Annotated in this window: 19 protein-coding genes; 7 read left to right on the top strand and 12 right to left on the bottom strand. The window is 74.6% G+C overall.

What is annotated here, in order from left to right; genetic code table 11:
* Positions 1–12 precede the first annotated feature (12 nt).
* Positions 13–402 carry a hypothetical protein gene (locus GA0070614_RS03110; protein ID WP_088974546.1) on the bottom strand — a complete coding sequence of 130 codons (390 nt, stop codon included), beginning with the start codon at positions 400–402 and terminating at the stop codon, positions 13–15.
* Positions 403–496: 94 nt separating this feature from the next.
* Positions 497–1,126, bottom strand: a complete 630-nt coding sequence (locus GA0070614_RS03105) for a LysE family translocator (protein WP_088974545.1) — start codon at positions 1,124–1,126, stop codon at positions 497–499.
* A gap of 330 nt (positions 1,127–1,456) precedes the next feature.
* Here GA0070614_RS03105 and GA0070614_RS03100 point away from each other — a divergent pair, with 330 nt between their 5' ends.
* Entirely contained in the window at positions 1,457–4,273 is a 2,817-nt protein-coding gene (locus tag GA0070614_RS03100) for an AfsR/SARP family transcriptional regulator (protein ID WP_088974544.1), read from the top strand.
* A gap of 15 nt (positions 4,274–4,288) precedes the next feature.
* Here GA0070614_RS03100 and GA0070614_RS03095 read toward each other — a convergent pair whose 3' ends face one another.
* A complete protein-coding gene (locus tag GA0070614_RS03095) occupies positions 4,289–4,696 on the bottom strand; it encodes an MmcQ/YjbR family DNA-binding protein (RefSeq protein WP_088974543.1) in 408 nt (135 codons plus the stop codon).
* Between the two features lie 94 nt (positions 4,697–4,790).
* Between GA0070614_RS03095 and GA0070614_RS03090 the strand changes: the two genes are divergently transcribed.
* Complete coding sequence (locus GA0070614_RS03090; protein ID WP_088974542.1) at positions 4,791–5,594, top strand: potassium channel family protein; 804 nt, start codon at positions 4,791–4,793, stop codon at positions 5,592–5,594.
* A 70-nt stretch (positions 5,595–5,664) separates the two neighbouring features.
* Here the strand turns inward: GA0070614_RS03090 and GA0070614_RS03085 are convergent, their stop codons facing one another.
* Positions 5,665–6,630, bottom strand: coding sequence for a golvesin C-terminal-like domain-containing protein (locus GA0070614_RS03085; protein WP_088974541.1), 966 nt, complete (start codon positions 6,628–6,630; stop codon positions 5,665–5,667).
* Positions 6,630–6,785, bottom strand: coding sequence for a hypothetical protein (locus GA0070614_RS30470; RefSeq protein WP_172892354.1), 156 nt, complete (start codon positions 6,783–6,785; stop codon positions 6,630–6,632). Before GA0070614_RS30470 ends, GA0070614_RS03085 begins: the two co-directional genes overlap by 1 nt.
* A gap of 296 nt (positions 6,786–7,081) precedes the next feature.
* On the opposite strand from GA0070614_RS30470, the gene GA0070614_RS03080 reads away from it, so the two are divergent.
* Both GA0070614_RS03080 and GA0070614_RS03075 read left to right on the top strand, forming a co-directional pair.
* The gene (locus GA0070614_RS03080) at positions 7,082–8,911 is read left to right on the top strand and encodes an AMP-dependent synthetase/ligase (RefSeq protein ID WP_088979173.1); all 1,830 of its coding nucleotides are present in this window, start codon (positions 7,082–7,084) and stop codon (positions 8,909–8,911) included.
* Positions 8,912–8,981: 70 nt separating this feature from the next.
* The gene (locus GA0070614_RS03075) at positions 8,982–9,905 is read left to right on the top strand and encodes a TerC family protein (RefSeq protein WP_408630728.1); all 924 of its coding nucleotides are present in this window, start codon (positions 8,982–8,984) and stop codon (positions 9,903–9,905) included.
* 119 nt (positions 9,906–10,024) lie between these two features.
* Here GA0070614_RS03075 and GA0070614_RS03070 read toward each other — a convergent pair whose 3' ends face one another.
* Both GA0070614_RS03070 and GA0070614_RS03065 read right to left on the bottom strand, forming a co-directional pair.
* Complete coding sequence (locus tag GA0070614_RS03070) at positions 10,025–10,978, bottom strand: TerC family protein (protein WP_088974539.1); 954 nt, start codon at positions 10,976–10,978, stop codon at positions 10,025–10,027.
* 217 nt (positions 10,979–11,195) lie between these two features.
* Positions 11,196–11,747 carry a DUF5872 domain-containing protein gene (locus GA0070614_RS03065; RefSeq protein WP_088979172.1) on the bottom strand — a complete coding sequence of 184 codons (552 nt, stop codon included), beginning with the start codon at positions 11,745–11,747 and terminating at the stop codon, positions 11,196–11,198.
* A 140-nt stretch (positions 11,748–11,887) separates the two neighbouring features.
* Between GA0070614_RS03065 and GA0070614_RS03060 the strand changes: the two genes are divergently transcribed.
* Both GA0070614_RS03060 and GA0070614_RS03055 read left to right on the top strand, forming a co-directional pair.
* Positions 11,888–12,826 (top strand): ABC transporter ATP-binding protein, encoded by a 939-nt coding sequence (locus tag GA0070614_RS03060; RefSeq protein ID WP_088974538.1) that lies wholly within the window; start codon positions 11,888–11,890, stop codon positions 12,824–12,826.
* Positions 12,816–14,462 (top strand): ABC transporter permease, encoded by a 1,647-nt coding sequence (locus GA0070614_RS03055; RefSeq protein ID WP_088974537.1) that lies wholly within the window; start codon positions 12,816–12,818, stop codon positions 14,460–14,462. Before GA0070614_RS03060 ends, GA0070614_RS03055 begins: the two co-directional genes overlap by 11 nt.
* A 45-nt stretch (positions 14,463–14,507) precedes the next feature.
* Here GA0070614_RS03055 and GA0070614_RS03050 read toward each other — a convergent pair whose 3' ends face one another.
* From GA0070614_RS03050 to GA0070614_RS03035, 4 genes are all read right to left on the bottom strand, one after another.
* Complete coding sequence (locus GA0070614_RS03050; RefSeq protein WP_088974536.1) at positions 14,508–16,913, bottom strand: PEP/pyruvate-binding domain-containing protein; 2,406 nt, start codon at positions 16,911–16,913, stop codon at positions 14,508–14,510.
* Positions 16,914–17,045: 132 nt separating this feature from the next.
* Entirely contained in the window at positions 17,046–18,545 is a 1,500-nt protein-coding gene (locus tag GA0070614_RS03045) for an acyl-CoA carboxylase subunit beta (RefSeq protein WP_088974535.1), read from the bottom strand.
* Entirely contained in the window at positions 18,542–19,210 is a 669-nt protein-coding gene (locus GA0070614_RS03040) for a TetR/AcrR family transcriptional regulator (protein WP_197701413.1), read from the bottom strand. Before GA0070614_RS03040 ends, GA0070614_RS03045 begins: the two co-directional genes overlap by 4 nt.
* On the bottom strand, positions 19,207–20,421 hold the full coding sequence (locus GA0070614_RS03035) for an acyl-CoA dehydrogenase family protein (RefSeq protein ID WP_088974534.1): 1,215 nt from the start codon (positions 20,419–20,421) through the stop codon (positions 19,207–19,209). The genes GA0070614_RS03040 and GA0070614_RS03035 overlap by 4 nt, the downstream gene beginning before the upstream one ends.
* Positions 20,422–20,543: 122 nt before the next feature.
* On the opposite strand from GA0070614_RS03035, the gene GA0070614_RS03030 reads away from it, so the two are divergent.
* Positions 20,544–21,296, top strand: coding sequence for an SDR family NAD(P)-dependent oxidoreductase (locus tag GA0070614_RS03030; RefSeq protein ID WP_231933650.1), 753 nt, complete (start codon positions 20,544–20,546; stop codon positions 21,294–21,296).
* A gap of 79 nt (positions 21,297–21,375) precedes the next feature.
* Here GA0070614_RS03030 and GA0070614_RS03025 read toward each other — a convergent pair whose 3' ends face one another.
* Positions 21,376–22,377, bottom strand: a complete 1,002-nt coding sequence (locus GA0070614_RS03025) for a hypothetical protein (RefSeq protein ID WP_231933502.1) — start codon at positions 22,375–22,377, stop codon at positions 21,376–21,378.
* Positions 22,378–22,427 lie beyond the last annotated feature (50 nt).

Raw genomic sequence — 22,427 nt, 5'->3', positions numbered from 1 at the left:
GCGCCGGGCCGGTCACCGGCGCTCGTCGTCGGCCCGCGTCGGGGCGGGATGGTTGACGATGTTGCCGTCGATCACGCCCTGCGCGGTGCCGCCGCCGAAGGCCTGGACGTACTGCGTCCGGACGCCGGTCGGCGGAGCGTCGGCGCCGGCACCCGCCGGGTCCGAGGGCGGGGTCGCCGCGCCGTTCCGACGGCGGGTGGCCCGGTCCAGGAGCACCAGCGCGGTGCCGACGGCCCCGACCGGCAGCGCCAGGACGTTGGCCCAGCCCACCCACTGGTCGAAGTCCGCCGCGGTGCGCGCGCCGAGGGCCTTCGTGACGACCCACGAGCCGACCCCGACGATGCCGACGGCGACGAGCACCCAGGCCCCGCGCCGGACTCCGTTCCACCTCTGCCCGCCCATGCGTCCATCATGGCCCGTCGGGGCCACGGATCGCGGTCGCCGCTCGGGCTCGTGCCAGCCCGACGGGGCCGGCGGCTGTCGACCGGCGTGCCGCTCAGGCGCGGGTCGCGGCGAGCCGCAGGCCGAGTCCGACGAGCGCGACACCGGTGAGGGCGTCGATCGCCCGGCGCACCGACGGCCGGTCCAGCAGCCGCCGCATCGCCGCCACCAGGCCCGCCACGGTGAGGAACCACAGCAGGGCGACGGTCGCGGCGACCAGCGCCAGGGCCACCACGTCGACGGGCGCGGCGTCGGCGCGCAGGAACTGCGGCATCAGCGCGACGAAGAAGACCGCCGCCTTCGGGTTGAGCACGTTGCAGAGCAGACCCTGCCGGAACGCGGCGGGCAACGAGGTGTCCTGCCGCCCGCCGACCGCGCCGAGCGTCCCGCCGCCCCGGACGGCGGTGATCAGCGACCGGACGCCGAGCCAGGCCAGGTAGGCGGCGCCGACGACCTCGACCACCGTGAAGGCCGACGCCGAGGCAGCCAGCAGCGCCGCCAGGCCCGTCGCGGCGGCCACCGCCCAGACGAACACCCCCGCCGCGATCCCGGCGGCCGTGGCCATCCCGCGCGTCCGGCCGGACACCGACTGGCGGACGACGATCGCGAAGTCCGGCCCGGGGGAGAGCGCGCCCACCGCCATCACGGCGGCGAACCCGAGCAACTGTCCGGCGGTGATCGTCATACGTCACCGTCGGCGGTGAGGAGGCCGGCGGCGGGCTCCCCGCGCCGCCCGAGGTCGCGAGTGCCGTCGCGCCGGTCGGCGCCGGTCATGTCGGTCATGTCGCCTCTCCCCGCCCGATCGTGTCCCGCGTCGATTCTGCCGTACCGGCCGGGGGCGTCCGGACCGTCCGACACCCGACCGAGGGCGTCGGACCCTCCCGTCCGCCGTGGCGGGGACACCGCGGTCCCAGAGCGTGGCACCGTCGATCATGATTGGTCGCCCGTCGCCCACCCTCCCTAAACTGCACTCTCAGCGACACCGAGGTGGCGTGTCGGCCGGGATGGGGGTGCGGTGCGGGTAGCGGTGCTCGGGCCGTTGGAGCTCGGCGAGCCGGACAGCCGCCTCGCCATCGGCTCCCCCAAGCAGCGGACCACCCTGGCGTTGCTGATCGCCCGGGCGGGCACCGTGGTGCCGATCGAGGAGTTGATCGCGGAGCTGTGGGGCGAGCGGCCACCGCGCTCCGCGCTGGCCAACGCCCGGATGTACGTGGCGAACCTGCGCCGGCTGCTGGCCGCGCACGACGACGCCCCCCAGGTGCGCAAGGCCGGCGGGGGCTACCTGCTGACCCTCGACGACCAGGCGTACGACCTGCGGCAGTTCCGGGACCTGGCGCGACGCGGCCGGGCGCTGCTCGACGACGGCGACGCGGCCGAGGCCGGACGGCAGTGCCGACGGGCGATCGACCTGTGGCGGGGCCGGCCGCTTGCGGACGTGCCGACCGGTGAGCTGCTCGACGCCTGGGTGCTCGGGGTCGAGCAGGAGCACCTGCGGGTGGCGCACTGCCAGGCCGAGGCCATGCTGCGCTCGGACCGGGCCGACCGGGCCGTGGACCTGGCGCGGGAGCTGCTCGTCCGTGACCCGCTGCGGGAGCCCACGTACGAGCTGCTGATGCGGGCCCACCACGCGGGCGGGGACGCCGCCGCCGCGCTCACCGTCTACGACACCGCCCGTCGCCGCCTCGGGTCCGAACTCGGCATCGAGCCCGGCCCGGCGCTGCGCGAGTTGCGGCAGGTCGTCATCGACCGGGGCGGCGGCCCGGACGGCGGCGCGGTGACGGTGGGCCCGCCGCCGGCCCCGGAACCGGCGCCCGAGCGTGCCGTGCCCCGGCAGCTCCCGGCCGACATCCCCGCGTTCGCCGGGCGCGGTTCGCAGCTCGACCGGCTCGACACCCTGCTGCACCGCGCCACCGGTACGGCCCGGGTGCCGGTGACCGTCGTGCTGACCGGTCCCGCCGGGGTGGGCAAGACCGCCCTGGCCGTGCACTGGGCGCACCGCGTCGCCGACCGGTTCCCCGACGGGCAGCTCTACGTCGACCTGCGGGGCTTCGGCCCCGAGCGGACCCGGACCAGCCCCGCCGAGGCGCTGCGCGCCCTGCTCGACGCGCTCGGCGTGCCGCCGCACCGGCTGCCCCGGACGGTCCAGGCGCAGGTCGGCCTCTACCGCAGCCTGCTGGCCGGCCGGCGGGTCCTGCTGGTGCTGGACAACGCCCGCGACGCCGAGCAGGTCCGGCCGCTGCTGCCCGGCTCCGCCGGCGCGCTGACCGTGGTGACCAGCCGGGACCAGATGTACGGCCTGGTCACCAAGGAGGCCGCCGAGCCGGTGCCGTTGGCGCTGATGTCGCCGACGGAGGGCCGGGAGCTGCTCGCCGGGCGGCTGGGCGCGGCCCGGACCCGGGCGGCCGTGGCGGCGGTGGACGAGATCGTCACGTCCTGCGTCGGGCTGCCGCTGGCGTTGGCGGTGGTCGCCGCCCGCGCCGCGATCGAGCCGGACGTGCCGCTGCCGCGCCTCGCCGCCGACCTGCGCCGCACCCGACGGCTGGACGCCCTGGCCCCGGACAGCAGCGTCGACGTCCGCTCCACGCTGTCCTGGTCGCACCACCTGCTCGACGGGCCGGCCACCCGGCTGTTCAGCCTGCTGGCCGTCCACCCCGGCCCCGACGTCGCCCTGCCGGCGGTGGCCAGCCTCGCCGGCCTGCCGGTGGCCCGGGCCCGGCAGGTGCTGGCCGACCTGGTCGCGGTGAACCTGCTCGCCGAGCACCGGCCGGGACGGTTCCAGTTCCACGACCTGCTGCGCGAGTACGCCGCCGAGCGCCTCGACGCGGGTGACCCGGCCGAGCGGGACGCCGCGCTGCGCCGGCTGCTGGAGCACTACCTGCACACCGCCTGCGAGGCCGAGCGGTTGCTGAACCCGGTGCGCAAGCCGCTGCCTCTGCCACCGCCGTCGCCGGAGGTGACCGTCGAGGCCGTCGACAGCGCCGAGGCGGCCCTGGTCTGGTTCACCCGGGAGCGGGCCGGACTGGTCGCGATGGTCGCCGAGGCCCACCGGGCCGGCCTGCCCGAGCGCACCTGGCAGCTCGCCTGGACGTTGAGCACCTTCTTCGACACCCGCGCCTACTGGGCGGACTGGCAGCGCACCCAGCAGCTCGCCCTGGCCGCCGCGCGGGCGACCGGCGACCCGGGCCGGCAGGCGGACGCGCACCGCTGCCTGGCCCGCGCCGGTGTCCGGTTGGAGCGCCCCGACGAGGCCCACGAGCACTACGCGCAGGCGCAGCGGATCTACCAGGAGATGGGCGAGCTGCCCGGGCAGGCCGTGGTCGAGCTGAACCTGTCCCTGCTGGCCGAGCAGCAGGACCACCCGCGCGAGGCGCTCGACCACGCCCGGCGGGCGCTGGAGCTGTTCCGTCGTGCCGGTGACCGGCCGGGGGAGGGGCGGGCGCTCAACGGGGTGGGCTGGTGCCACGCCCGGCTCGGCGAGTACGAACACACCCTGCGGCACTGCACCGACGCCCTCGCGGTGCTCGACGCGGTGGGCGACCGGGCGGGAGCGGCGGCGGCCTGGGACAGCATCGGGTACGCCCGGCGGCATCTCGGCGACCACGACGAGGCGATCGCCTGCCACCGACGGTCGCTGGCCATCTACCGGGAGTTGGGGCACCGGTACTGGGAGGCGTCGGTGCTCACCCACCTCGGTGAGGCGTACCTCGACCGGGGCGACGAGCCGGCGGCCCGGTCGGCGTGGCGGGCGGCCCACGACATCCTGGTCGCGATCGGTCACGGTGAGGCGGACCAGGTCCGCGCCCGGCTCGACCGGCTGCCGGTCACCCGCTGACGCGCCGGGTCCACCTCACCCGTCGGCGAGGGCGACCCGAGCCGCCAGCCGCCGGGGCGCCATCCGCCGGTAGCTCTCGGTCAGCAGTTCGGCGACCTCGTCCCAGTCGGTCGTGTCGTCGAGGACCAGGCCCAGCACGTCGTCGCGCCAACCCGGCCGGTAGAACGGCGCGCCGCCGGCGACGAGCGCGTGCACCTCGTCGGCCGGCGCGCGCAGCGTCAGGACACAGACCGGCTCGTCGGTCGCGGCCGCGCGGGCCATCTGGTGGTCGGGGCCGACGGTGAGCACGTGGGCGAAGGTGCGTCGGCGGATGCGCCAGCGCACGCCCACCCACGCCGGCTCCTCGGAGGATTCCGGCAGGTCGCGGCAGATCGGCCGCAGCCGGTCGAGGATGTCGGGGGCCACGTCCCCGGGATCGGTCATGGGCCGCACGGTAACCCGGCCCTGTGACATCACCGCCGGTCCCCGTACAGTCGTCCCCGGCAACGGTTGCTCGGGCACAGGCAGGGGCGGGGACATGCAGCCCTTCATCCAGACCACCGACGAGACTCGGCCCGTCGACCGGGCGGCGAGGTGGGAACGCCTGACCGCGCTCCCCCTGACGATCCTGTCGATCCTCTTCCTGGCCGTCTACGCGGCGCCGATCCTCCGTCCCGACCTGCCCGCCGCGTGGCGACTCGCCTGCGAGGTGACGACGGTCGTCGTCTGGCTGCTGTTCTGGGTCGACCTCCTGGCGCGCCTGAAGCTGAGCACCCACCGACGACGCTTCCTCCGCGACCATCTGTTCGACCTCACCGTGCTGGTGCTGCCCGTCCTCCGGCCGCTGCGCGCCCTGCGACTGGTCACCGCCGTGCTGACCATCAGCCGCAGGACGGAGACCTGGGCCCGCGGCCGGCTCGCCGTCTACGTGGGCACCACCACCCTGCTGCTGGTGCTGGTGTCCGCGCTGGCCGTGCTCGACGCCGAGCGGGCCTCCGCCGACGCCAACATCTCCTCCTTCGACGACGCGCTCTGGTGGTCGGCGGTGACCATCACCACGGTCGGCTACGGGGACCACTACCCGGTCACGGCCGCCGGCCGGTTCGTCGCCCTGGCACTGATGATCGGCGGTATCGGACTGATCGGTTTCGTCACCGGCTCGCTGGCGACGTGGATCGTGGAACGGGTCTCCGACGCGGGACGCCCGGCCCCGGCGACGGTCGAGGACATCGCGGTCCTCCGCGCGGAGATCGCCGCCCTGCGTGAGCAGCTCGGCCCCGGGCCGACGGGGACCGGCCAGGAGCCGGACCGGCAGAGCCGTCCGGCCGTCTCCTCCCCCTGAGCGACCGCTGACGCGCGGAGGGGCACGGCTGTCGACCCCGCCCCTCCGCGAACCTCACCGCACCTGCCGGTCAGACCCGGGTGAGGCGGACGGCGTCGGCGATGATCAGCCCGCTGCCGGAACTCCACCGGCTCACCGCCACCCGGTTGGCGTCCCCCGCCGGCAGGGTGAACGTGCCGAGGCTGCGCCACTGCCCGCCGTTGACCCGCTGGTCGGCGTAGACGGTGCGGTTGCCGGTGGTGGTGGCCACGATGTACGGGGTGGCGCTGTTGTAGCCGGAGTTCGCCGGCCACCAGGCGTCGACCCGGTAGTTGGCGGTGGCCGGGACGTTGAACTTGTACCAGGCGGCGTCGCTGGCCGCGACCGGGTCGGCGTAGCGGTAGTCGGCGCCGTAGCGCTGGCCGGAGAACGACGAGACGCCCCAGCTGCCGCTGGCGGTGAACCGGCCGGCGGTGGCGTTGTCGACCACGGCGCTCCAGGCGGTGCCGCCGCCGGACATCTTCGCGGCCACGTCGGCGCGCATCACGTTGAGGTCGATGAAGGACGGGTCGATCTTGCCGCTGGTGCTCGTCTCCCGGTGTCCCCGGGCGTAGCTGGCGTCCTTGCCGAGGCGGGTGAGCACGGCGGCGGTGGCGGCGATCGAGGCGTTGTACTGGGCGGTGGTCATCTCCTGGTTGACGCCGTTGTAGTCGATCTCCCACCCGATCATGAGGGTGTTGCCGTCGCCGGCCGGGATCGGGCCGCTGCCGCCGCTGGTTCCGGCGTGGTTGCACCGTCCGGCGGAGATGACGTGGAAGACGCCGTGGTAGTCGACCAGGGCCTGGCAGAGCGGACCGGGCAGGTCCGAGCGGCCGTTGATGCAGATGTTCAACGCCGGGTGCGGGTTGGTGGCGCTGGAGGTGGCCGCGGTGTGGTGCCACAGCACGCCGATCGGGTCGAACGAGCCGGGGCGCATCCGGTTGAGCCAGTCACCCTCCACCACGACCTGTACGCCCGCGCCGCGCAGCACGTCGACCAGCCAGGGGATGGTGGCCATCAGGACGCTCCGAGCAGGTCGGCGAGGCACTCGACCTTCGGTGCGGCGCTCGCCGGGGCGGGTGTGCCGGCGACGGTCAGCGTGGCGGCGGTCACCAGCGCGGGGATGCCGAGCACTCCTCGGCGGCGCAGGCGGACGGGGCGCGGAGTGGCCATGGTGCTCCTTCAACGAGGTGAGGCGAAGGGATCGACGTACTGCGATGGCGGCAGGCTATATCGGGATGCCCGTCGATGTCGATACCCTTCACTCTGATTGGTTCGGCTGAAGGAATCTGACGCCGAAGGTCGGCCGGTCGGCGGTGGTGCTCGCGGTCGTCCCCTACCGGTCCGCGGCCCCGCCGGAGGCACTTTCGCCATTTCCGGCAGCCGAGCCGTCCCGGCTCGCCACGATGGGGGCAGACCCGTACCCGACGGCCCCCGCCTGCGCCCGTCGGACGGCGAGGGGGATGATCATGCAGGACGTGGCAGCGGCATCCGCACCCGTCGGCGCCGTGACACCCGGATTGGCCGAGCAGGTGTGGGTCAACGCCCGGGAGGACCCGGGGGCGGTGCAGTTCGTCCGCCCGACGCCGGTGTCCCGGGCGTGGCCCGCGCGACGGCCGGCCAGCGGCGCGCTGCCGGTGACCTGCGAGCAGTTCCGCGACGACGTCCTGATCCTGGCCCGGGGGTTCCTCGCCGCCGGAGTGGGCCACGGCGACCGGGTCGCCCTGCTCAGCCGTACCCGCTACGAGTGGACGCTCGTCGACTACGCCCTCTGGGCGATCGGCGCGGTGACCGTGCCGATCTACGACACGGCCAGCCCCGAGCAGGTCGGCTGGATCCTGGCGGACTCCGGCGCGGTGGGCTGCGTGGTCGAGCAACCGGGCCAGGCCCGGACCGTGGACGACCTGCGCTCGGGCCTGCCGGGGCTGCGCGAGGTCTGGCAGATCGACGCCGGTGACCTGATCGCCCTCGCCGGGCGGGGTCGTACCGTCGACGACGCGCAGGTCGACGCCCGCCGCACGCGCGTCAGCGGCGGCGACGTGGCGACGATCGTCTACACCAGCGGCACCACCGGACGGCCCAAGGGATGCGTGCTGACCCATCGCAACATCCACTGCGACGTCACCGCGGCGGTCGGCGTCCTGCCGCAGATCCTGCACCCGGGGGCGTCGACGGTGCTGTTCCTGCCGCTGGCGCACGCGTTCGCCCGGCTGATCCAGGTGGGCGCGGTGCAGACCCGCGCCACCGTGGTGCACAGCGGCGACATGAGTGGCGTCCTGCAGCAGCTGCGCACCCACCGGCCGACGTTCATCCTGGCGGTGCCACGGGTGTTCGAGAAGATGTACAACCGGACGCGGGACACCGCCATCGACACGCGCCGCGGCCCGTTGTTCGCCCTGGCCGAGTCGGTGGCGGTGCGCTACAGCCGTGCCCTCGACGGCCCCGGCCGCCCCGGCGTGCCGATCCGGCTCGCCCGCGCCGTGTGCGACCTGCTGGCGTACCGCAAGATCCGGGAGGCGTTGGGCGGACGCTGCCGGTGGGCGATCGTCGGCGGCGCGCCGCTGGCCGAACACCTGGCGCACTTCTTCCGGGGCGCCGGGATCACCGTCCTGGAGGGATACGGGCTGACGGAGACGTCACCGGCGTTGACCGCGAACCTGCCCACGGCCCAGCGGATCGGCACGGTGGGGCGTGCCCTGCCCGGGGTGCAGATCCGCATCGCCGACGACGGGGAGATCCTGGCCCGGGGCGACGTCGTCTTCCCCGGCTACTGGAACGACCCGGAGGCCACCGGCCAGGCGTTCACCGTCGACGGCTGGTTCCACACCGGTGACCTGGGCAGCTGGGACGACGGTGGCTGGCTGCGCATCACCGGCCGCAAGAAGGAGATCATCGTGACCGCGGCGGGCAAGAACGTCGTCCCCGCCCCGATCGAGGAGGCCGTCCGCGCCCATCCGCTGGTCAGCCAGTGCCTGGTGGTCGGCGACGGCCGCCCCTACCCGGCCGCGCTGGTCACCATCGACGCGCAGGCGTGGGCACGCTGGCGGGTCGCGCACCACCGGCCCGACGCCTCGGTGGCCGACCTGCGCGACAGCCCGCAGTTGCGCGACGAGGTGCAGGTCGCGATCGACCACGCCAACCGGGCGGTGTCCACGGCGGAGCAGATCAAGACGTTCCGCATCCTGCCCGGGGACTTCACCGAGCAGGCCGGGGAGCTGACTCCCACCCTGAAGATCCGGCGTGCCGTCGTCGCCGCCCGCTACGCCGCCGACATCGACGCCCTCTACCGCGGCCACTGAGCGCGGTGAGCAGCAGCCCCCCGGGGCCCGGCACAGCGCCGCCCCCGCGGCCGGCCGGGGGAGAGTGACGGTGGCGTGGGCGGTGCTGGTGGCGGTGGTGGCCGTGATGCTCGCCGTCGACCTGTTCCTGCACCGTGACGACCACGTCGTCGAGTTGCGCGAGGCGGTGCTCTGGTCCGGGATCTGGATCGCCGCCGGCCTGCTGGTCGGCCTCGTGCTGTGGTGGTGGCTCGGGGGTGAGGTCGCCGGCGCCTACTACGCCGGGTACCTGATCGAGAAGGCGCTCTCGATCGACAACGTGTTCGTCTTCGCGCTGATCTTCGGCTACTTCGGGGTGCCGGCCGCGTACCAGCACAAGGTGCTCTTCTGGGGGGTGATCGGGGCGCTGCTGCTGCGCCTGGTGTTCATCTTCGTCGGGGCGGGGCTGCTGGAGACCTTCTCCTGGACGGCGTACCTGTTCGGGGCCTTCCTCGTCTGGACCGGCTGGAAGATGGCCTTCCGGCACGGCCAGCAGATCGACCCCGCCCGCAACCCGGTCGTGCGGCTGGTACGGCGGGTCGTGCCCACCGACCCCCGCTTCCACGACGGCCGCTTCGTGATCCGCCTCGACGGACGGCGCACGGCCACCCTGCTGCTGGTGGTGCTCATCGCGATCGAGGTCACCGACCTGGTCTTCGCCGTCGACTCGGTGGCGGCGATCCTGGCCGTCACCACCACCCCGTTCATCGTCTGGGCCGCGAACGCCTTCGCCATCCTGGGTCTGCGCAGCCTCTACTTCTGCCTGGCGGGGCTGTTGCGTCGCTTCGTGCACCTGCACTACGGGCTGGCGTTCCTGCTCGCGTTCGCCGGGGTGAAGCTGGTCCTCGCCGAAACCCCGGTGGGCAAGCTGCCGATCCCGCTGACCCTCGGCGTCATCGCCGTCACGGTCACCGTCTCGATCGTCGCCAGCGTGATCCGTACCCGGCACGAGCCGTGCGAGCGGCCGGGTTCGTGACGCGGCGGCGACCGGAGCCGGGGGCGGGGTGGGCGGGACGGGGCGAGGGGGCCGGACGGGCGTCCGGCCCCCTCGTCGACCGTCACCGGTCGAGGATCGATCCGGCGACGGCGGTCGGCTCAGGTGTCGGCCGGGGCGCGGGCGTCGGTCCGCTCCGGGGTGCCACGGGTGGCGGCCAGGCTCCACCCGATCGAGACGGCCAGGGTGGCGACGATGACGCCGAGGGTGAGCGGGATGGGCAGCTTGCCCACCGGCGTCTCGGAGAGGATGAGTTTCACCCCGGCGAAGGCGAGCAGGAACGCCAGTCCGTAGTGCAGGTGCACGAAGCGACGCAGCAGCCCGGCGAGGCAGAAGTAGAGGCTGCGTAGGCCGAGCACGGCGAAGGCGTTGGCCGTCCAGACGATGAAGGTGCTGGTGGTGATGGCGAGGATCGCGGCGACGGAGTCGATGGCGAAGATCAGGTCGGTGGCCTCGATCGCGATGAGCACGACGAACAGCAGGGTGGCCACGCGCCGGCCGTCGATGCGGGTGAAGAACCTGTCGCCGTGGTAGCGGGCGTCGGTGGGCACCACCCGGCGTACCAGGCGGACGACGAGGTTGCGGTCGGGGTGTGTCTGCGCGTCGTGCCGGAAGGCCATCTTCCAGCCGGTCCAGACGAGGAAGGCGCCGAACAGGTACGCGGTCCAGAAGAACGCCTCGAGCAGCCCGGCGCCGACGAAGATGAAGACGAGGCGGAAGACCAGGGCGCCGATGACGCCCCAGAACAGCACCTTGTGCTGGTAGGCGGCGGGTACCGCGAAGTAGCTGAAGACGAGCGCGAAGACGAACACGTTGTCGACCGAGAGCGCCTTCTCGATCAGGTAGCCGGCGTAGTACGCGCCCGCCGCCTCGTCGCCCTGCCACAGCCAGAGCAGGACGCCGAAGGCCAGGCCGGCGGCGATCCAGACCGCTGACCAGGTCGCGGCCTCCCGGAAGCCGATGACGTGGTTGTCGCGGTGCAGGAACAGGTCGATCGCCAGCATCGCGGCGATCGCGGCGGTGAGGGCCAGCCAGGCCCACCACGGTACGGACATCGAGGACACCGATTCCCTTCGACCGGGCCGGCGCGTGGCGCCGGCGTGCGGGTCGAAGGTCTCCCCGGACCGCCGGTGCGGCGGCCCGCGCGGCCGGGACCCGGGTGGGTCCGTACTGACGGCCGGCGCGTCCGGTGGCGGGTACTCCCCCTCGAACTACGATCGATTATTCACGAAGCAGAGTTCGCTTGTCTAGGCCTGTGCGTCGGGAGATCGGTCAGCGCCGGGCCAGTTCCGACTCCAGCCGCCGGATCAGCGTCTTGCGGGCCTTGCCCTCCCGCTCCCGCTTGAGCGCCGCCCTGAGCTGACGCGTGTCCAGGTCGCCGACGAGCTTCGTCGCCTCGGTCACCGGCAGCTCGGACAGCCGTACCGCCGCCGTGGCGTCGCGGCGCGCCCGGCTGGCCGGGCCGGTGTTGGCCACGTACTGCCGGCCGGAGCGCGACGCCCGGCGCTTCTTGGCGTCGGTGGCGCGCCGCTGTTCGGGGGAGAGCTCCTGCCATGCCTGTTTGGGCAGGTAACGACCGGTCTCGTCCCCGCGCCGCGCCCGCGTGTCGCCCTGGCTGGTCTGCCACTGCTCGGCACCCCACCGTTGCAGGGACTTCTGCCGCTCGTCCTTCGGCCCCTCGAAGCCCCCGCCGTGCCGCTTGTACTCCTGGGTGAGCAGCTGCGACTTGCGCGCCGACCACTGCCCCGGCCTGCCGCCCCGGTCGGAGGCCCTGATCTCTTCCTTGAGCTGCTCCCGGAGCTCGGGCTTCGTGTACCGCGCCATGCCCGGCAAGTACCCGAGGCGCACCGGCGCATGCGTCCCGCCCCGGCCGGCGTCGACGCCGCGCGTCCCGACCACCGGCACGTTGCCCTACGGGCCCATCGGCACTGTCCGGCGCCCGGCGCCGGTGCCACGGTGGAACCATGAGGGCGATCGAGGTCCGGCACCTGATCCGGCGCTACGCCGCCGTACGGGCGGTCGACGACGTCAGCTTCACCGTCGACGAGGGCGAGGTCTTCGCCCTGCTCGGGCCGAACGGGGCCGGGAAGACCACCACCGTGGAGATCCTGGAGGGCTACCGCCGCCGCGACGGCGGGCAGGTGCGGGTGCTCGGCTTCGACCCGGCCACCGGCGGGCGGGCCTACCGCGAGCGGATCGGCATCGTGCTGCAGTCGGCCGGGTTCGAGGAGGAGTTCAGCGTCCGCGAACTCGTCCGGATGCAGTCCTCGCTCTACCCCCGCCGGCACGACACCGACGAGCTGATCGCGCTGGTCGGGCTCGCCGACAAGCGCGACGCCCGGGTCAAGGCGCTCTCCGGCGGGCAACGCCGCCGCCTCGACCTGGCCCTCGGCCTCGCCGGCGCGCCGGACCTGCTCTTCCTCGACGAGCCGACCACCGGCTTCGACCCGGCCGCCCGGCACCGCGCCTGGGACCTGATCGCCCGGCTGCGCCACCTCGGCACGACGATCCTGCTCACCACCCACTACCTGGAGGAGGCCGAACGGCTCGCCGACCGGGTGGCGATCCTGCGCGCCGGCCGGCTGGTCACCGTCGGCAGCCCCGACCAGTTGCGCGACGCCGCGCGGCTGCCCAGCCTGATCACCGTCCGGCTGCCCGACACGGTGGCCGCCGCCGACCTGCCCGCCCTGACCGGCGCCGTCAGCCGCGCCGACGGCACGCTGCGGGTACGCACCCACGACCCGCTGGCCGACACGTACCGGCTCACCCAGTGGGCGCGTGCCCGGCGGCTGGAGCTGCCCGGGCTGAGCGTCGCCCCGCCCACCCTGGAGGACGTCTACCTGACCCTCACCGGCGAACCCGACGCCGCCGAGGCCGAGGGGGAGGCCGACCATGATCGTTGAGCTGCCGCGCACCCGACCCGTGCCGGTCACCCGGGCGAGCACCGGTCCTGCGGTGTGGCGGCTGACCGGGCAGGCCCTGCGCGGGCACCTGCGCCGACCCATGTCGACCTTCTTCACCCTGGTCTTCCCGCTGAGCTTCCTGGTGGTCGTGCTGGCCATCGTCGGCAACCCCGACACCGGCGACGGGGTGCCGGTCGCGCAGTACCTGGTCAGCCCGTTCGCCGTGTTCGGCGCGGCGCAGGCGGCGTTCTGCCTGCTCGCGGTGGACCTGGCGACGCTGCGCGAGGAGGGCGTCCTGCTGCGCCTGCGCGGCACGCCGGCGCCGGCGTGGGCGGTGCTCGCCGCCCGTACCGGCGCCGCGCTGGTCATCTCGGTGGCGTCGCTGGTGCTGCTGACCGCCGTCGGTGTCGCCGGGTACGGCGTCGCGCCGGTCTGGGCGAAGACCCCGGCGCTGCTGCTCACCTTCGCCCTCGGCACCGCCTGCTTCGCGGCCCTCGGCCTGGCCGTCGCCGCCCTGACCCGCACCGTGCTCGCCGCGCAGACCCTCACCCAGGGGCTGCTGATCCCGCTGGCCTTCGTCTCGGACGTCTTCCTCGTCGGCGCGGACCTGCCCCGCTGGCTCGACCTCGCCGGCTCGGTGCTGCCGCTGAAGCACTTCGCCCGGGCCATGGCCGAGACGTTCACCCCCGGCGGCGGGACCGGGCTGTCTGCCGGGCACCTCGGCGTGCTCGCGGCGTGGACCGTGGCCGGCGCGCTGGTCGCCCGGCTGCGCTTCGGCTGGCGACCGCGCGGCGCGCGGCAGGCGGGTCGGGCCACGTCGGGCGTCACCGTGACACCGGACGTCCGGCTCTGTGCGCCGCGGCGCGCCACCCGCCCGTCACCGGCCGCGCTGGTCGGCGGGCAACTCGGGTACGCCCTCAGCGGGCTGCGCCACGACCTGCTGTCGGTCTTCTTCGCGGTGGTCTTCCCGGTGCTGCTGCTGGTGCTCTTCCCGAGCGTCTTCGGCGACGGTCAGGTGCGCGGGCTCACCCTGGCCCAGTACCTCCTGCCCGGCATGGCCGCCTACGCCGTCGCCGTGACCGGGTGGGTCAACCTGCCCGAACAGGTGGTGGCGGCCCGGGCGAGCGGGGTGCTGAAGCGGCTGGCCGGCACCCCGTTGCCGCAGCGCTGGTACCTCACCGGCCGGGTCACCTCGGCGCTGGTCGTCTCGGTGACGACGGCGGTCCTGCTCGGCGTGGTCGCGGTGGCCCTGCTCGACGTACGCCTGGACGCCGGCCGGCTGCCGGCGGCGGCGCTCGCGCTGCTGCTCGGGGCGCTCTGCTTCGCCGCGCTCGGCCTGGCGCTGGTGGCGGCCCTGCGCACGGCCCGGTCCGTCACCGCGATCACCCTCGGCACGCTGCTGCCGCTCAGCTTCGTCTCCGACGTCTTCCCGGTGGGTGACGCCGCGCTGCCCGGCTGGCTGGCCACCGTCGGCGACCTGTTCCCGCTGCGGCACCTGAGCGCGGCGCTGCTGGCGGCGACCCGACCCGGGCTGGACGGCGCCGGGTTCGCCTGGACGCACCTGGCCGTGCTGGCCTCCTGGACGGCCGCCGCGCTGCTGCTGCTGGCCGCCCGCCCGCTCACCTCGCGCGACTGAGCGTGGCCGTTCGACCAGCGCCGGGGCCGTCCGGAGGCCCGCTGGTCAGTGCGGCGTGACGGTGCCGGCCGCGCCGTCCACGGTGACGAGCTGACCCGTGGAGATCTTCCGGGTGGCGTCCGGGACGCAGATGACCGCGGGGATGCCGTACTCGCGGGCCACGGTCGGGCCGTGCGCCATGATCGCGCCGGTCTCGGTCACCAGCGCCCCGGCGGTGAGGAACAGCGGGGTCCAGCCGGGGTCCGTGGTCGCGGCGACGAGGATGTCGCCGGGCTCGATGTGGGCGGTGCCCGGGTCGTGGACCACCCGGGCCGGGCCGGTCACCCGACCGGCCGAGGCGCCCACGCCGGTGAGCGCCCCGTCGGCGGCGACGGTCGCCGGCAGGACGGCTTCGACGTCCGTGCCGTCGGAGAGCAGCGCGACCGGCACGTGCCGGCGGCGCGACTCCGCCCGGTGCGTCGCCGCGCGGGCGATGACGGTGTCCCGGTGATCGGCGCCCCCGTGCACGGCGGACCCGACCTCGTCGAGGGTCAGGAACATGATGTCGTCGGGCTGCTCCAGCAGGCCGGCGGCGGCCAGGTCGGCGCCGATGAGCAGCAACTGCCGCCGTACCGCCCGCAGTTGGTGCAGCCCGGCGAACTTGCCCGCCTCCCGCAGCCCGGCCAGCGACCGCGCGCGGCGCAGCAGGAACACGGCGATCCGGCCGCGCACCGGCCGGCGGCGCCGGGCGCGCGGGGCGAGTTCCCGCAGGGTGGCCTCGGCCGTGGCGGCGGCGCGGGCGAACCGCCGGTCCGGCGCCTGGTCCGGGTCGGTGACCCGCAGGTAGTTGGCGATCATGGCGAAGACCGGCGCGGGATCCTCGTCCCAGCGGGGCACCCCGAGGTCGACCTCGGCCACGCCCCGGTGGCCGTACGTCTGCAGGAACCCGCCCAGCCCGATGTCCGGCAGCGTCCCGCCGAGGTACCGCTGGGCCAGCTCGGCCGGTGGGGTGTCGCGCAGCAGCCGGCGGTGCGCGCCGGCGCGTTCGGCGAGTCGCCACAGCGCCAGGTCCATCTCGATGGTCACGTTGTGCGGCATCCCGCCCAGGACGGTGTGGATCTCGTCGGTTGCGGCGACGCCGTCGAGCAGCCGACCCGGCAGGGCGGAGGCCAGCATGCCGGCCACGATGGGCCAGATGATCTCGTCCGGGCTCTCCGAGGGGTCGGTGTCCTGCACGAGCCGCAGCCGCTCGGCCGTGGTGAGCGGCCCCTCGGGTGCGGCGGAGGCCAACCGCATCCGTTCGATGGCGCGCGTCATCCGCAGCCGCGCCGCGTCGGGGCGGGCCAGCGCCCGGATGATGCCCACCACCGCCCGGACGGCGGTCCGCAGGGCCACCCCGTGCGCCCCGCCGGCGCGTCGCGTCCCGCCCTGTCCCGGGGCGAACCGTGGATCGGCGAGGACGTGTGCCATCACCGCCTGGGCGCGGGGGCCGAAGTCCACCGCCATGAGCTGCACCAGTCGCTTGCGGGCGGAGCGGTCCCGTGCCAGGTCGCTCAGGTCGCCGTAGAGGCGCCCGCCGATGTCGACGACGTCCACCCCGCGTACGCCGAGGGAGGCGAGCATCGCCGCGATCAGGGTCCGGAGGGTGGACATGCCCATCGGGGTGACCGGCCGCAGCATGCCCTGCACGTGCCCGAACTCCAGGTACACGCGGGGCAGTGGCTTGTCGGTCGCCGGGGGGAGGGGGAACAGGGTGGTGATCGGGCGCGACTGGAGCAACCAGATCGTGCCGTCGCGGTCGATCGCCCACTCCACGTCCTGCGGGCGGCCGAAGTGCTCCTGCAACCGCTGGCCGACGGCCCGCAGCTGGGCCAACCGCGCCGGCGTGAGGCAGCCCGTCCCCGGGTGCTGCGCGCCGTCGAGACGGTAGTGGTCCACGGCGGTGGCGCCGTCGACGACCGCGGTGCCCAGGCCCGGTGCGGCGTCGACCAGCATGTCGGTACGGCTGCCGGTCAGCGGGTCGGCGGTGAACAGCACCCCCGCGACCTCGGGATCGATCATCCGCTGCACGACGACGGCCATCCACACGGTCGCCTCGTCGACGGCGTGGGCCTCGCGGTAGGTCCGGGCGCGCTCGCTGTGCAGCGACTCCCAGCAGCGGGCGATCGCGGCGATCAGGTCGGCGACGCCGGTGACGTCGAGGACGGTGTCCTGCTGCCCGGCGAAGCTGGCCTCCGGGAGGTCCTCGGCGGTCGCGCTGGAGCGGACGGCCACCGGCCCGCCGCCCAGCTTCCGGTACGCCTCGACGATCTCCGCCTGCGGGACGACGCCCTCGCGGTACGCGTGGGTGGTCACGCAGAAGCCGGGCGGCACGGCCTCGCCCCGGCGGATCAGCTCACCCAGGCCGGCCGCCTTGCCGCCCACCAGGTCGACCATGTCGGCGGTCGTCTCGGACAACCCGATCACACGCATCAGCGGCCCCGTCCCTTGGCAATACGAGTGCAACGCGACCACCGTACCCGGTTTCACGATGCAACTGCAATGCGAAAGCGGGCAGGTCGCGGTGGGCGGGGACGGAAACTGCGGTCGCGCGAGGTCGGCGCGTCAGAAGAGCGCGGCGAGCAGCCGGTCCCGGGTCTGCGCCGGGTCGACGACGTCGTCGAGTTCGAAGCTCGCCGCCGCCGACAACGCCCGCCCGCGTTCGTAGGCGAGCGCGACCAGCTCGTCGTGGCGGCGTTCGCGCGCGGCGTCGTCGGCGATGGCGGCCAGTTCCCGACGGTGCGCCAGGCGCACCGCGCCCTCCAGGCCCATCGCGCCCACCTCGCCGGTCGGCCAGGCGAGGGTGAGGCGGGTGGAGTGGAAGCTGCCCCCGGCCATCGCCATCGCGCCGAGCCCGTACGCCTTGCGCAGCACCACGGTCGCCAGCGGGGTGCGCAGCGACGCGCCGGCGGCGAACAGGTCGCCCACCGCCCGGACCAGCCCGGTGCGCTCGGCGTCCGGGCCGACCATGATGCCCGGGGTGTCGCAGAGGCTGACCACGGCCAGGTCCATCCGCTCGCACAGCCGCAGGAACCGGGTGGCCTTGCCGGCGGCGGTGGCGTCGATGGCCCCGGCCCGGTGCAGCGGATTGTTGGCGATCACGCCCACCGGACGCCCGCCGAGCCGGGCCAGGGCGGTCACCAGGGACCGGCCGTGCCGCTCCCGCAGCTCCAGCACGGAGTCGAGGTCGAACAGCAGCCGCAGCACGGCGCGCACGTCGTAGGCGCGACGCCGGCTCTCCGGCAGCACGTCGCGCAACCGCCGCTGGTCGGCGTGCCGCTCCTCGGTGGGTTCGCCGTCGGCCAGGCCGAGCACGGTGCGGGCCAGCCGCACCGCGTCGGCGTCGTCGGCCGCGGGCAGGTCGACGGCGCCGCTGGCCAGGTGCACGTCGAGCGGTCCGATGTCCTGCGGGGCGACGACGCCGAGCCCGGCCGCCTCCACCATGGCCGGTCCGCCCATGCCGATGCTGGCGCCCGCGACCCCGACGGTGACGTCGCACATGCCCAGCAGCGCCGCGTTGCCGGCGAAGCACCAGCCGGCCGCGATCCCGATCCGCAGCGACGGCAGCCGGGCCAGCGACGCGAAGGTGGTCAGCTCCAGGCCCGCCACGGTGGGGTGGTCGGTGTCGCTGGGCCGGCCGCCGCCGCCCTCGGCGAAGACGACGACCGGCAGTCCTTCGCGCGCGGCGACGTCGAGCAGCCGGTCGGTCTTGCGGTGCCCGGTGACGCCCTGGGTGCCGGCGAGGACGGTGTAGTCGTACGCCACCGCGCCGACGCGCCGGCCGGCCACCCGGCCCACGCCGACGACGACGCCGTCGGCGGGAGTCGTCTGGGCGAGGTCCGCGAGCGGCCGGCGGGACCGCTGGGCGGCCACCGCCAGGCCGCCGTACTCCAGCCAGGTGCCGTCGTCGACGAGGTCCGCGAGGTTCTCCCGTACGGTGCGCCGGCCCGCCGCGTGCCGCTTCGCCGTCGCCTCGGCGCGGGCGTCGTCGCGCAACCCGGCCTGCCGGCGCAGGGCCTCGGCCAGCTCGGGCCGGACCGGGTCGGTGGCCGGCTCCCCGCTCATGCGCGCGGCTCGGACCGGTCGTCGGCGGGCGTGGGGGAGGCGGACGGCTCGGGTGGCCGCAGGCCGCCGACGAAGAGCGCGACGAGCTGGTGGCCGACCTCGGTGAAGGTCAACGGCCCGTCCGGGTGGAACCAGGTGTGCGTGTTGCCCAGGGCGCTGAGGAAGGTGTGGGTGATCACCGTGGCGGAGACGTCGGTGCGGACCACGCCGGCGCTCTGCCCTTCCAGGACCAGGTCGCGGAACAGGTCGTGGTAGCGGCGGCGCTCCCGGCGGGTGGCGTCGGCGTGCTCCCCGTCGATCAGGTGCGCCGAACGGGCCCAGACGGTCAGCTCGTCGACGTGCGCGGCGGTGTGCGCGACGACGTCGGCGGCGGCGGCGCGCAGCCGTTCCGCGACCGGCCCGGGGCCGTCGGCGATCTCGCGCAGCCGCGCGGTCTGCTCCGCGAGCAGCTCCCGGTAGATGCTGGTGAGCAGCTCCGACTTCGAGCCGAACCAGTGGTAGAGGGCGCCCTTGGTGACCGCCGCCGCCGCGACGATCTCCTGGACGCTGGTCGCCTCGTAGCCACGCCGGGCGAACAGCTCGGTGGCCGCCGCGACGATGTTGCGCCGGGCCGACCCGCGCGGCGCGCGCCGCCGGCTGATCGGCTCGGTGGGTGCTGCGGTCACCGCGACTCCAGGTGCCGGCGGATCTCGCGCCGGGCCACGTCGCGCACGTGCACCTCGTCCGGCCCGTCGGCGATGCGCAGGGTACGGGCCCCGGCGTACATCGCGGCGAGCGGGAAGTCGTCGGAGACGCCGGCGCCGCCGTGCACCTGGATCGCCCGGTCGACGACCTCCAGGGCCACCCGGGGAGCGATGACCTTGATGGCGGCGATCTCGGTGCGGGCGTTCTTCGCGCCGTACCGGTCGATCATCCAGGCGGCCTTGAGGGTGAGCAGCCGGGCCTGCTCGATGGCCATCCGCGACTCGGCGATCTGCTGCTGGACCACGCCCTGGCGGGCGAGTTCCTGCCCGAAGGCGACCCGGCTGGTGGCGCGCCGTACGAGCAGGCTCAGCGCGCGTTCGGCCAGGCCGATGGCGCGCATGCAGTGGTGGATGCGGCCGGGGCCGAGCCGGGCCTGGGCGAGGGCGAAGCCGCCGCCCTCCTCGCCGAGCAGGTGCGACGCGGGTACCCGCACGTCGGTGAAGACCACCTCGCCGTGGCCGTGCTGGTCGTGGTAGCCGAAGACGGGCAGCGAGCGGACCACCTCGACGCCGGGGGTGTCCACCGGCACCAGGATCATCGACTGCTGCCGGTGGGTGTCGGCCGACGGGTCGGTCTTGCCCATCACGATCATGATCCGGCAGCGGGGGTCGGCGATGCCGGTGGTCCACCACTTGCGGCCGTTGATCACGTACGAGTCGCCGTCGCGCTCGATGCGGGTCGAGATGTTGGTGGCGTCGCTGGAGGCCACGTCCGGCTCGGTCATCGCGAAGGCGGAGCGGATCTCGCCGTCGAGCAGCGGACGCAGCCAGCGTTCCTTGTGCTCGGCGGTGCCGAACATGTGCAGGATCTCCATGTTGCCGGTGTCCGGCGCCGCGCAGTTGGTGGCCTCGGGGGCGAGGTCGATGGAGCGGCCCATCAGCTCGGCGAGGGGGGCGTACTCCACGTTGGTCAGGCCGGAGACGTCGGGCAGGAAGAGGTTCCACAGCCCACGGCGGCGGGCCTCGGCCTTGAGGTCCTCGACCACGGCAGGCAGGTGGTGGCGGTTGCCGGCCGCCGCGAGTTCGGCGCGCTGCGCGGCGTAGACCGCCTCGGCCGGGTAGACGTGCTCGTCCATGAACTCCTGGAGCCGCTTCAGGTGCTCGGCGGCTCGGGCGGTCGGTTCGAAGTCCATGGCTGTCTCCCCATTGACGCGCGTGTCGGCGGCTCGCTACCGTCGCCGGACGCTGAACATACCGGCTGGTCGGTATGACGTCCAGAGCAGTGAAGACCGTGAGGAGCACCAGGGTGAGCGTGATGGACCGGTTCCGCCTCGACGGGAAGGTCGCCGTGGTGACCGGCGCCTCCTCCGGCCTCGGGGTGTCGTTCGCCCGCGCGCTCGCCGAGGCCGGCGCCGACGTCGTGCTCGGCGCCCGCCGTGTGGAGCGGCTGCCGGAGACCGGTGCGCTGGTCGAGGCCGCCGGCCGCCGGTACGCCGCCCGGGCCACCGACGTGAGCCGGCCCGAGGACTGCGAGGCGCTGGTGGCGACCGCGATCGAGCACTTCGGGCGGGTGGACGTGCTGGTCAACAACGCCGGAGTCGGCACGGCCGTCCCCGCCACCCGGGAGACCCCGGAGCAGTTCCGCGCCGTCGTCGACGTCAACCTGATGGGCAGCTACTGGATGGCCCAGGCGTTCGCCCGGGCGGCCACCGGCGGCGGCGCCATCGTCAACATCTCCAGCGTCATCGGCCTGCGCCCCGGCGGCATCCCGCAGGCCGCGTACGCCTCCAGCAAGGCCGGCGTCATCGGCCTGACCCGGGACCTGGCCGCCCAGTGGACCGGGCGCAAGGGCATCCGGGTCAACTGCATCGCCCCCGGCTTCTTCGCCTCCGAGATGAGCGACCAGCTCCAGCCGGGCACCTTCGAGATGGTCAAGGCGATGGCCCCGGCGGGGCGTCTCGGCGAGCACGAGGAACTCGCCGCCACGCTCGTCTGGCTGGCCAGCGACGCCTCGTCGTACGTGACCGGGGCGACCATCCCCGTCGACGGCGGCCTCGTCATGCCGTGACCTCCGGTCGGGGACGGGGTTCCGGCCCGGTCGGTTCGTGGCGGCCCCGCCCCGATCGTCCGGGGCGACCCGGCGCCGGTCAGTCCTTCGGGGTGACCGGGCTCAGCAGGGTCGCGGCCTTGCGGTCGGCGTATCCGGTGACCGCCTGCTGCCCGGCGCCGAAGACGACGGCCAGGGCCAGCAGCGCGCCCGTGCTGCCCACCGTCGTCTCCACCAGACCGCCGATCACCAGCATGATCCCGACGACCGCGACCAGCGGGCCGACCGCCAGCTTCAGCAGTCCCTGCTGCAACGGCAGCTTGTACGGCACCCCGCCGGACCTCGACGTGATCATCGTGGGCAGGGCGCTGACGAACGCGCCCAGCGCCCCGGCGGCCAGCACGAACAGCAGCAGCCGCCACGCCGGCACCCCCGCGGCGTCGGCCGGCGCCTCGATCAGCCGGACGTCGGGGCTGCGCCACTGCGCCAGCACCATCAGCGTCTCGACGGCCAGCGCGACCAGCGACAGACCCAGCATCCGGTTGCGCAGGTGCCGCACCGACTCGTGGAACTCGTCCGAGGCCCGGTGGTAGCAGAGCAGCAGCGTCTGCACCTTCGCCCGCAGCAGCGCCGGGTCGGCGCGGTCGGCGGTGGCGTCGAACGCGGTTCGCGCCGGGTGGTCCGCCTTGAGGAACTGCGCGGCCGAGGCCTGGTAGGCCGGTAGCAGCCCGGTCAGCTCCTGCGGCGTGCGCAGGTCCACCATGCCGCGCTCCACCGCGTGCACGGTCCGCCAGGCGTACTCGACGCTGCCGCCGCGCAGCCACTCCAGAACGCCGCCGCGGCCGAGGACCGACTCCACCCCGGCGAGTTGCTGCCGCAGCTCGGCGGCCCGGTCGGCGTTCGCCGCGTCGTGCGACTCCAGGGCCCGCAGTTGCCGCTGGAGATCGTCGAGTCGGGTGCGGACCTGCACCTGCCACACCGTCCCGCCGACGGCGGCGGTGGACGGGTCCGGCGGGCGGCGGCGGGGCGCGGGCGCGGTCGTCTCGTCGCGGAGCACACCGCCGCCCGCCCGGCCGGCGGTGGTGGGTCTCGTCGTGGTCACCGTGGACATGGTCTCTGCCCTCCGATCGTCGCTGCGACGTGGGCGAAGGA

Source organism: Micromonospora coxensis (genome assembly GCF_900090295.1).
Classification (GTDB): domain Bacteria; phylum Actinomycetota; class Actinomycetes; order Mycobacteriales; family Micromonosporaceae; genus Micromonospora; species Micromonospora coxensis.
This window is presented reverse-complemented; position numbering and strand designations above follow the sequence as displayed.